The sequence below is a fragment of the Sphaerotilus sp. genome (genome assembly GCF_013299175.1).
Lineage (GTDB): Bacteria > Pseudomonadota > Gammaproteobacteria > Burkholderiales > Burkholderiaceae_C > Sphaerotilus.
The window spans coordinates 1-10186 of record NZ_JAAFKF010000122.1 but is presented as its reverse complement, the minus strand read 5'-3'; the positions used below and the strand labels follow the sequence as shown (position 1 = coordinate 10186).

Here is a 10186-nt window from a genome sequence, read left to right as displayed (position 1 = left end):
GAGGGCGGGCTGGCGTTCGAGGCGCTGATGCCGGACTGGGACTACTACCTCGCCTACAACATGTTCCGCATCGCGGCGATCCTGCAGGGCATCGCGCGGCGGGTGGTCGATGGCACGGCGTCGAGTGCGCAGGCGCGGCAGGCGGGGGCCGGGGCGCGGCCGATGGCGGAACTGGCCTGGAAGCACGCGGTCAAGGCCGGCGCCTGAGACGTTCTTTCACACGCTCACACGCTCACACGTTGATGTCGGCGTGCGGCCCGATGCGTGATGGCATCCCCAGCGCCATGATGTCCGAGTCCATCGGGATCTCCATCACCGACGGCTCGTCCAGCCGCGACGCATTCGACAGCCGGCTACCCGACACCTCGCGCGCCACCGTCACCGCAGCCGCCTTGGTCATCAACTGGCGCGCCGACGCCGCCGCCGCCTCGGCGAGGTTGCACGCCCCATCGAGCACGGTCGCCTCTGTCACCTGCGCCTCGGTGCGCAAATAGATCCGGCCGCGCAGCGTCATCAGCACCAGCGGCGCATCGTCACCCAGCCAGTTGTGGGCGGCACGGCTGACGCGGCTGAGCAGGTCGCCCTCCAGCCAACGCTGGGCGTGCGGCGGCGAGGACGACAGCATCACGTAGCCCGCCACCGTGGACGGCACCGGCACCCGCTCCAGCATCGACAGCCAGCGGACCTCCTCCGGCAGTGTCGTGTCGATGCCGGTCTGCTGGTCTTGCACGAGGGTCTGGTACGCCTGCGAATCCAGCCGCTGGGCCAGCGAGCGCGACATCAGCAGCATCTCCAGGTGCTGCGGCAGACCCGCCTCGATGCACACCCGCAGCTCCTGCCCCACGAGGTAGGCGCGCTTGCTCGGTCCCCATTCGAGCCGCCCCCGCCGCCCTTCCCAGTCGAACTCGACCACGCGGCCATCGGCATTGCGGACCCGCTTGAGCCGGTGCCCGCGGGCTTCGGCCCACGCGTCGAGCACTTGGGGATCGGCGGTGGCCTCGTGGCGCGACCCCAGCAGTCGCTGAAGACGTTGCAGGGCTTTGATCATGGCGTTGGCGCTGTCCACTGTCGTTGGGGCGGTGAAGGCATCACCGATGCAACGCTATCGACATCAGGGCGGCAAAACTGTAGTTGTTCAACCCTGCAGCGTGATCTCCACCGACACCGTGAGCTGCTCGTGCCCACCCCCGCTGCGCACACCCCGCACCGGTGCGCAGGCCGCGTAGTCCGGCCCGACCGCCGTCTGCACATGGCGCGCATCCACCACGCAGCCGTGCGTCACGTCCAGCCCCAGCCAGCGCCGCTCGGCGGGATCGAGGCACACCTGCGCCCAAGCGTGGCTGGCCAGCTCGGGCGCGCCCTGTGCATGGAAATACCCGCTCACATAGCGCGCCGCCAGCCCCACCGCCCGGCACGCCGCCACCAGCACATGCGCCTGGTCCTGGCAGACGCCGGCGCCCCCCTGCCACGCCTGCGCGGCGGTGGTGCGGGCATCGGTGCGGCCCGGCCGGTAGGCCACGCGCTCGGCCACCAGCGCCAGCAGGTCCAGCGCCTGCGCCAGAGGATCTGTCTGTCCCCGCACCGCCGCCAGCGCCGCATCGCGCAGCGCCGCGTCCGGTGTCGCCAGTGGCGAAGGCATCCGGTAGAGGCGGGGATCGGGTCCGTGCAGGTCGGTGTGCAGCGCGTCGCCCAGCGTTTCCACCAACCCTGTGGCCTCGCACAGCAGCGCCCGTGCCCCCGCCCCCACGGCCAGCACATGGCTGTGGTTGCCCCAGGCATCGGTCTGCGGCTGCAGCGGCACCGAGGCATCGAGCCGCCAGTGGTGGACGTGCTGGGTGTCGGTGTGGCGCGGTGTCAGGCACAGCGTCTGGACGGCGCTGCGCAGCGGCTGGGTGTAGCGGTAGTGGGTGCGGTGGCGGATCAGGTACTTCACCCTCCGCATCATGCAAGACACAGGCCATGCCACCGCGCTCTGCAGCGGCTCTGCACTGGCTTTACAGCGGCTCCACCGTCACCGCCACCCGTGGCTCCGCCCGCCCGCCGCCGCGGATCACGCCCCGCAAGGGGGCCACGTCGGCGTAATCGCGCCCCCAGGCCAGCGTGACGTGGTCGGTGCCGGCGGGCACGGCGTTGGTCGGGTCCAGCGCCACCCAGCCGTGGACCGGGCACCACACCGACACCCAGGCGTGCGACGCATCGGCGCCGACCAGCCGCGGCTGGCCCGGTGGCGGGTGGGTCAGCAGGTAGCCGCTGACGTAGCGCGCCGCCAACCCGATCGAGCGCATCGCGCCGATCATGACGTGGGCGAAGTCCTGGCAAACGCCCTGCCGCTGCGCCAGGGCTTCCGGCGCGCGGGTGTTGACCGACGTGGCCAGCGGCGCATAGGCAAAGTACCGGAAGATGAGGTGCATCATCGCCAGCGCGCCAGCCAGCAGCGGCGTGCCGGGCCGGAAAACCCGCCCGGCGAAGCGTGCCAGCGACGCCTCGCGGGGGGCGTAGGCCGAGCCGAGTGCGAACTCCACCGCCTCGTCGAAGCCGGCACCGGGCCGGTAGCGCAGCCGCGCCGCTACCGCTTCCCACGGCGGGCTGGTCTCCGGGCGCAGCAGGGGCAGCGGGTCGATCTCGACCACAAAGCGTGACACCACCAGCAGCCGGTCATGCACCCGCGAATGCGAGAAACCGGCACGGTGGTTGCCCCAGGAATCGACGCTCTGGTGGATGCCCTCGTCCGGTGACGGAGTGACCGACAGCTCCCAGGTGCGCATCCGCTGCAGCGGGGTGTCACGCGGGCGCAGGTGGCCGAGGTGGTGGGCGAGTTCGACCGGCGCGTCGTAGGCGTAGCCGGTTTCGTGGAGCACACGCAGCGTCACTGCCATACGGTACGGTCGGCTGGCCCCACATGCGAGAACAGGTGGCGGCTGATTTCATTGGACAAACCCAGCACGGCCGTGCAGCAGGTCCGCAGCGCATCGAGCAAGGTGGTGTAACGCCCGTCGGCATCGCGGGTGCTCAGGGCCTCCAGCGACCAGTCTTCCGGGCGCGGCAGGGCCTGCACGATCTGTTCGGCCCAGGCGGGATCGTGGCGGGCGAGCTTGCGCAGCCGCTCCCGCAGGGTGCGGGCCACCCAGGCCAGCGAGCGCGGATTGTCGGTGTCGAGCACCAGCAGATGCAGCAGCGGCGGCACTTCGCGCCGGGCCTGGAAGTGCGCCCGGTAGGTGATGGTCGAGTCGAACAGCCCGAGCAGCAGCGCGAACCCGTCGTCCGTCTCCGTCAGGCCGGCCTTGAACCCGGTGGCCAGCGCATTGGCGAGCATGTCAAGCCGCTCGATCTGGCGCGCCACGCTGAGCAGGCGCCAGCCGTCATCGCGGGTCATGCGGTCGGTCTGGGCGCCGGTGATCGCGGCCAGGTGCAGCGCCGCCTGGTTGAGCACGCCCAGCACGTCGCTGAGCGGCTCGTGCCCTTCGCGCGACTCGATGGCGGCGAGTTTGCGCGGGAACAGCTCGCTCAAGTCCTTGATCAGGCCCCAGTGTTCGGTGGACAGCCGCTCGCGCAGCGCCTCGGCACAGCCGCGCAGGGCCTGCAGGTTGAACGCGACACTGGCCCCCGCACGCGGATCGCCCATCGCGTGGACCAGCGAACGCTCGAAGACCCGCGCCGCCTGACCCGACGGGTGCGCGGGCAGCGGCACCACCGCCGGGATCATGCCGTGGCGCACCAGCAGGCTGTGCATCACCTGGAGCACCCCGGTGCTGCCCGCAGGCAACGCCTCCAGCGTCAGGCGCGACAGCCGCACCGAGTTTTCCGCCCGCTCGGTGTAGCGGCCCAGCCAGAACAGGTTCTCGGCGGCGCGGCTGGTGATGACGCGCCGCCAGTCCGCCAGCTCGGCCGGCTCCAGCGGCCGGGGCAGCAAGGTGGTGGGATCGACCTGGCCATCGGTCAGCACCCAGGTGTCGGTGCTGGCCGATCCCGCCTGCATGGACAGGTAGGCATCGGTGCCGCCGCTGCCGGAGCCTTCCCCGGCGCGCCGGTTGGCCACCCGGGTCAAGCCGCCGGGCAGCACGCACCAGCCGCCCGCGCCGTCCGACATGGCGTAGACCCGCACGACCACGGGCCGCGGCTCCAGCCGGCCGGCGTGCCACACGGGCAGCTCCGACGGGCGGGCGGGGGCCATGAGCGTGTGCGCGGCCGGATCGGCGTCGATGCGGGCTTCCCATTGGCGCAGGGCGTCGGCGTCCAGCTCGCTGGCCATCACGGGCGCGAAACTCGTCGTCATGGCGCTCGGAGAGAAGGTCGGCACGATCACGAACTCGCGCAGCTTGCGCCGGTTGGCCGCCCAGACGCTGGCCTCGCCGCACCACCAACTGGTGTGCGCCGGCAGCAGCAGCTCCTCGCCCAGCACCCGCTTGGCCACGCCCGGCCAGAAGGCACTCAAGCCCGGACTCTCCAGCACCCCCGCACCCGGCGCATTCGCCACCACCACCTCGCCCGCCCGCACCGCCTGCACCAGCCCCGGCACCCCCAGCGCCGAATCCCCGCGCAGCTCCAGCGGGTCAAGCCACTCGTCGTCCACCCGGCGCAGCAGCACATGCACGCGCTCCAGCCCGTGCAGCGTCTTCAGATACACCTTCTGGTGGCGCACCGTCAGGTCCGACCCCTCGACCAGCGTGACCCCCAGATAGCGGGCGAGGAAGACGTGTTCGAAGTAGGTTTCGTTGCGCGGCCCTGGTGTCAGCAGCGCCACGCGCGAGCGTTCACCGGCCGGGCTGACGCGCAGCAAGCCGTCCATCAGCGCCCGGAAGGCCGAGGCCACGCGCTGCACCTTGAGTTCGCGGAAGGCTTCGGGGAACTGCTGGCCGATGACGAGGCGGTTCTCCAGCAGGTAGCCCAGGCCGGAGGGCGCCTGCGAGCGGTGGCCAACCACGCGCCACTGCCCGTCGGGCCGGCGCGCCAGATCGAAGGCCACCATCTGCAGCCAACGTCCACCGGCCGGTTTCACCCCGTGCATCGGCCGCAGGTACTGCGGATGTGCCAGCACCAGCGACGGGGGCAGGAAACCATCGTGCAGCAGATCCTGTGCCCCGTAGATGTCCGCCAGCACGGCATCCAGCAGCCGCGCCCGCTGCTTCACGCCCGCCTCGATGCGGGTCCATTCCTGCGGCGTGATCAGCAGCGGCAGCAGCTCCAGCGGCCAGGAGCGGGCGCTGTCCCCCCCTTCGGCGTAGACGTTGTAGGTCGCGCCATCCTCGCGCACGCGCCGTTGCACGCGGGCGAGGCGGGCGGCGAGATCCTGCCAGCCGGCGGTTCCGTTGACGTTGAAGAAGCGCGTCCACACGGGCGCCAGGTCGAGCGGACCCGCAGCGCCCGGCGCACCGGTCAGGAATCCGCGCAGTTCGTCACGGTGCCCTGGCGTACCGTGCAAGGCGGACGAGGCCGCCAGCACGGCAGCCTCGGGCGCTTCATCGGGAAGGAGACTCGATTGCATGGGCGCATCATGCCCCGAATCAGCGCCGCATCCGCCCGGATCAGCTCCGGCGCAGGTCCAGCGTGAAGGGGAACTCCAGACTGCGCTGCGCCACGCCCGGCACGACCTTGCCCGGGGTGTGGCCCATCGCGAAGAAGCGCGCCAGACGGCGGCTCTCGGCCTCGAACGAGTTGACCGGGAAGGTGTCGTGGTTGCGTCCGCCCGGATGCGCCACGTGGTACTGGCAGCCGCCCAGCGAGCGGTGGTTCCAGGTGTCCACCAGATCGAAGGTCAGCGGCGCATGGACGCCGATGGTCGGGTGCAGCGCGGCCGGTGGCTGCCAGGCACGGTAACGCACCCCCGCCACGTACTCGCCCACCCGGCCCGTCGGCTGCAGCGCCAGCGGCTCGCCGTTGACGGTGACGACATGGCGCGGATCGACCAGCCCGGTGACCAGCACCTCGATGCGCTCCAGCGACGAATCGACGTAGCGCACCGTGCCACCGATCGCGCCCTCCTCGCCCATCACGTGCCACGGCTCCAGCGCGTTGCGCAGCGTCAGATGCACGCCCCGCGCCGCCATCTCGCCCACCTTCGGGAAGCGAAACTCCAGGTGCGGCGCGAACCACTGCGCGTCGAACGCATAGCCATCCGCCTGCAGATCGGCCATCACGTCGTCGAGGTCCATCTTCACGAACGTCGGCAGCAGGAAGCGGTCGTGCAGCTCGGTGCCCCAGCGCACCAGCGGCGCGCGGTACGGCTCTTTCCAGAACCGGGCGATCAGCGTGCGCAGCAGCAGTTGCTGGACGATCGACATGCGCGCATGCGGCGGCATCTCGAAGGCGCGCAGCTCCAGCAGGCCGAGCCGCCCCGTGGACGAATCCGGCGAATACAGCTTGTCTATGCAGAACTCGCTGCGGTGCGTGTTGCCGGTGACATCGATCAGCACATTGCGCAGCGTGCGGTCCACCAGCCAGGGCGGCATGTCCGTGCCGTAGACCGCCTTGTTGCGCTCGATCTCGGCCAGCGCGATTTCCAGCTCGTAGACCTGGTCGTTGCGGGCCTCGTCGACCCGCGGGGCCTGGCTGGTCGGGCCGATGAACATGCCCGAGAACAGGTAGCTCAGGGACGGGTGGTTGTGCCAGTAGGTCAGCAGCGAGGCCAGCAGGTCCGGCCGGCGCAGGAACGGGGAATCCGCCGGGGTCGCGCCGCCCATGACCATGTGGTTGCCGCCGCCGGTGCCGGTGTGGCGGCCGTCGAGCATGAACTTCTCGGTGGACAGGCGGGTCTTCCACGCGGCGTCGTAGAGGAACTCGGTCTGCGACACCAGATCGCGCCAACTGTGCGCCGGGTGGATGTTGACCTCGATGACGCCCGGGTCCGGCGTGACCTGCAGCACCGTCAGGCGGGGGTCGCGCGGCGGCGGGTAGCCTTCGAGGACGATCTGGACGCGCAGATCGGCGGCCGTGGCCTCGACCGCGGCGAGCAGGTCGAGGTAGTCCTCCAGGTGCGACAGCGGCGGCATGAAGACGTAGAGCACGCCGGTGGCCTGGCCCACGCCTTCCGCCTTCGGGCCATTGGCGCGGCGCGGATCACGGGCCTCGACGCACAGCGCGGTGCGGGTGATCCAGTGCGCGGATTCGAAACGCTGCGGATGGCGGGCCAGCTCCTCCGCGCTCAGACCCGACAGGGGCGACAGCGGAGCCGCGCGCGGCACGGCGCCCGGCCCGTTCCCGGCCACCTCGGCACCGAAGACATCGCCGAACACGTAATCCCCTTCCGCCGGGCCACCACGCTGCAGCGCCACCGTGCCGCCTTCGGCGAAACCACCGCCGATGACATGCGCGGCGTACTGGCTGCGGACTTGGGACGACGGCGGCAGTGCGTCGCGCTGGGCGAAGGGATCGTGGTCGATCTGGAAGGGATAGTCCTTCTTCGCCACCCAGGGCAGCGAGTCCAGCGGCAGCCGGTAGCCCATCGGCGAATCACCGGGGATCAGGTACATCCGCTCGTCGCGGAAGAACCACGGACCCGTCACCCAGCGCGGGCCGCTCAGGCCCGGCACGGCTTCGGGCTTGAGCGGCAGCACGTAGCCGATCGGCGCCTCCAGCCCCTGCGTGAAGACCCGGCGCAGGCGCACCCGCTCCAGCTCGTCCTCCAGCCGGCTGTCGAAGGGATCGACGTTGACCGGCAGGCGGCGCTCGCGCCACAGGTAGTACCAGGTGTCCTCGTGCCCGGTCTGGACGTAGTCGTCCGTCATGCCGAGCTTGGCGCTCAGGTGGCGGATGAACCGCTGCGCATCGGCGGCGGTGTACTGGTGCGGATCGCGCTCGTCGGCGAACAGCTCCGGGTTGTGCCAGCAGGGCTGACCGTCCTTGCGCCAGTAGATCGACAAGGCCCAGCGCGGCAGTTGCTCGCCCGGGTACCACTTGCCCTGGCCGAAGTGCAGGAAACCGCCCTGGCCGTATTCGTCACGCAAGCGGCCAACCAGCTCCTGTGCGTACAGGCGCTTGGTCGGGCCGAGCGCATCGGTGTTCCATTCCGCGCCGTCCCGGTCATCGACCGAGACAAACGTCGGCTCGCCCCCCATCGTCAGACGCACATCGCCCGCCACCAGCTCGGCATCCACCGCCTCGCCCAGCGCCAGCATCGCGCCCCACTGGTCTTCGGTGTAGGGCTTGGTGACGCGCGGCGATTCCCAGACGCGCGTGACCCGCATCGCATGGCTGAACTCGACCTCGCACTTGTCCACCGCTCCGCTGATCGGCGCCGCGCTCGACGGCTGCGGCGTGCAGGCCAGCGGGATGTGGCCTTCACCCGCCATCAGACCCGACGTGGGGTCCAGACCGATCCAGCCCCCGCCGGGCAGATAGACCTCGCACCAGGCGTGCAGGTCGGTGAAATCGACCTCGGTGCCGCTCGGGCCGTCGAGGGCCTTCACGTCCGATTTCAACTGGATCAGGTAGCCCGAGACAAACCGCGCTGCCAGCCCCAGGTGGCGCAGCGTCTCCACCATCAGCCAGCCCGAGTCACGGCACGAACCCGACTTCAGCGTCAGCGTCTCCTCCGGCGTCTGCACGCCCGGCTCCAGCCGGATGCCGTACTGGATGTCCTGTTGCAGCCGCTGGTTGAGGCCGACGAGGAAGTCGATCGTGCGGACCTCCTTGCGGTCGATCGAATCCACGAACGCCTGCAGTGCCGGCGTGGCGGTCTCCGGCACCAGATACGGGGCCAGCTCCTGCTTCAGCCCGTCCTCGTAGACGAAGGGGTAGTTCTCGGCGCTCGGCTCCAGGAAGAAGTCGAACGGGTTGTAGACCGACATCTCGGCCACCAGATCGACGGTGACCTTGAAGTGGCGCGTCGGTTCCGGGAAGACGAGGCGGCCGAGGTAGTTCGAGAACGGATCCTGCTGCCAGTTGATGAAGTGGGTTTCTGGCTCGACCCGCAGCGAGTAGGACAGGATCGGCGTGCGGCAGTGCGGCGCCGGACGCAGGCGCACGATCTGTGGCGCCAAGTTGACCAGGCGGTCGTAGGTGTAGTGGGTGACGTGACTGAGCGCGACGTGGATGGACACGGGAGAGTGCTTTCTGGATTCTGGTGTCAGTGAACGGCCACGAGGAAATCGCGGCTGATGCCGGCCCCGAGGTCGCCGACGCGGTCGAGGAACTGCGTCAGGTAGGCGTGCAGGCCGGTGGAGAGGATCTCGTCGATGCGGCCGAATTCCAGGTCCGCATGCAGCCGGCCCGCGCGGCGCAGGGTTTCGGAGGACTGATCGGGCGCCACCAGCTTCAGGTTGATGACCACTTCCTGCGTGCAGGCCGCCAGCGAGCGCGGCATGTCCTGGCGCAGGATCAGCAGCTCGGCCACCTTCTCCGGCTGGATCACGTTGCGGTAGACCTTGCGGTAGACCTCGAAGCCGGACACCGAGCGCAGGATCGCCGACCAGTGGTAGAAGTCGTATTCCTGATCGCGGGCATCGGCGGCGCCGTAGAAATCGCTCTCGACGGCGTGGAACTTCACGTCGAGCAGCCGGGCCGTGTTGTCGGCGCGTTCCAGGAAGGTGCCGATGCGGACGAAGTGCAGCGACTCGTCCTGGAGCATGGTGCCGACCTGCACGCCGCGCGACAGGTGCGAGCGGAACTTGACCCACTCGAACAAGCCGCTCGGGTCGCGCTCGAAGGTGTTCTCGCGCAGCAGGCGGTTGAATTCGAGCCAGGTCTGGTTGGTGGTTTCCCAGACTTCGGTCGTCAAGGCGCCGCGCACCGCACGGGCGTTTTCCCGCGCCGCCCGCAGGCAACTGAAGATCGACGACGGGTTGCGCTCGTCGCGGACCATGTAGTCCATGACGCTCTGGGCGGTGACATCGCCGTAGCGCCGGGCGAAGTCGCCGCTCAGCTCGGAGATGCTCAGCAGGCCGCGCCAGCCCAGCTCCGACACCGCCGTCGATTGCGGCAGCAGGGCGGTCTGGTAGTTCACGTCCAGCATCCGGGCGGTGTTTTCGGCGCGCTCCATGTAGCGCGACATCCAGAACAGGTGATCGGCAGTTCTTGACAGCATTTGTTCAGTCCTCAATCCGCATTCCGCATCAGTCCTCAAGCACCCAGGTGTCCTTGGTGCCACCGCCCTGCGACGAGTTGACCACCAGGGAGCCTTCCTTGAGGGCCACGCGGGTCAGGCCGCCCGCCACCATCTGCACCGACTTGCCCGACAGCACGAAGGGTCGCA

The 10186-nt window shown here is 69.9% G+C and carries 6 protein-coding genes and 1 pseudogene; 1 reads left to right on the top strand and 6 read right to left on the bottom strand.

The genetic code is table 11. From position 1 onward, the window contains the following. Nucleotides 1-207 (top strand): annotated as a pseudogene (locus QZW52_RS16735) (hypothetical protein); the annotation flags it as partial. Nucleotides 208-232: 25 nt separating this feature from the next. On the opposite strand, the gene QZW52_RS16730 reads toward QZW52_RS16735, so the two are convergent. From QZW52_RS16730 to QZW52_RS16705, 6 genes are all read right to left on the bottom strand, one after another. Then, nucleotides 233-1048, bottom strand: coding sequence for a hypothetical protein (locus tag QZW52_RS16730; protein ID WP_294000828.1), 816 nt, complete (start codon nt 1046-1048; stop codon nt 233-235). Nucleotides 1049-1135: 87 nt separating this feature from the next. After that, nucleotides 1136-1933, bottom strand: a complete 798-nt coding sequence (locus tag QZW52_RS16725) for a transglutaminase family protein (RefSeq protein ID WP_294000826.1) — start codon at nt 1931-1933, stop codon at nt 1136-1138. 61 nt (nt 1934-1994) lie between these two features. Beyond that, the gene (locus QZW52_RS16720; protein ID WP_294000825.1) at nt 1995-2876 is read right to left on the bottom strand and encodes a transglutaminase family protein; all 882 of its coding nucleotides are present in this window, start codon (nt 2874-2876) and stop codon (nt 1995-1997) included. Further along, nucleotides 2867-5482: a circularly permuted type 2 ATP-grasp protein gene (locus tag QZW52_RS16715; RefSeq protein ID WP_294000823.1), complete on the bottom strand. Its 2616-nt coding sequence runs from the start codon at nt 5480-5482 to the stop codon at nt 2867-2869. The genes QZW52_RS16720 and QZW52_RS16715 overlap by 10 nt, the downstream gene beginning before the upstream one ends. A gap of 40 nt (nt 5483-5522) precedes the next feature. Continuing rightward, a complete protein-coding gene (locus QZW52_RS16710) occupies nt 5523-9035 on the bottom strand; it encodes a transglutaminase family protein (RefSeq protein ID WP_294000822.1) in 3513 nt (1170 codons plus the stop codon). 26 nt (nt 9036-9061) lie between these two features. Further along, nucleotides 9062-10018, bottom strand: a complete 957-nt coding sequence (locus QZW52_RS16705; protein WP_294000821.1) for an alpha-E domain-containing protein — start codon at nt 10016-10018, stop codon at nt 9062-9064. Nucleotides 10019-10186 lie beyond the last annotated feature (168 nt).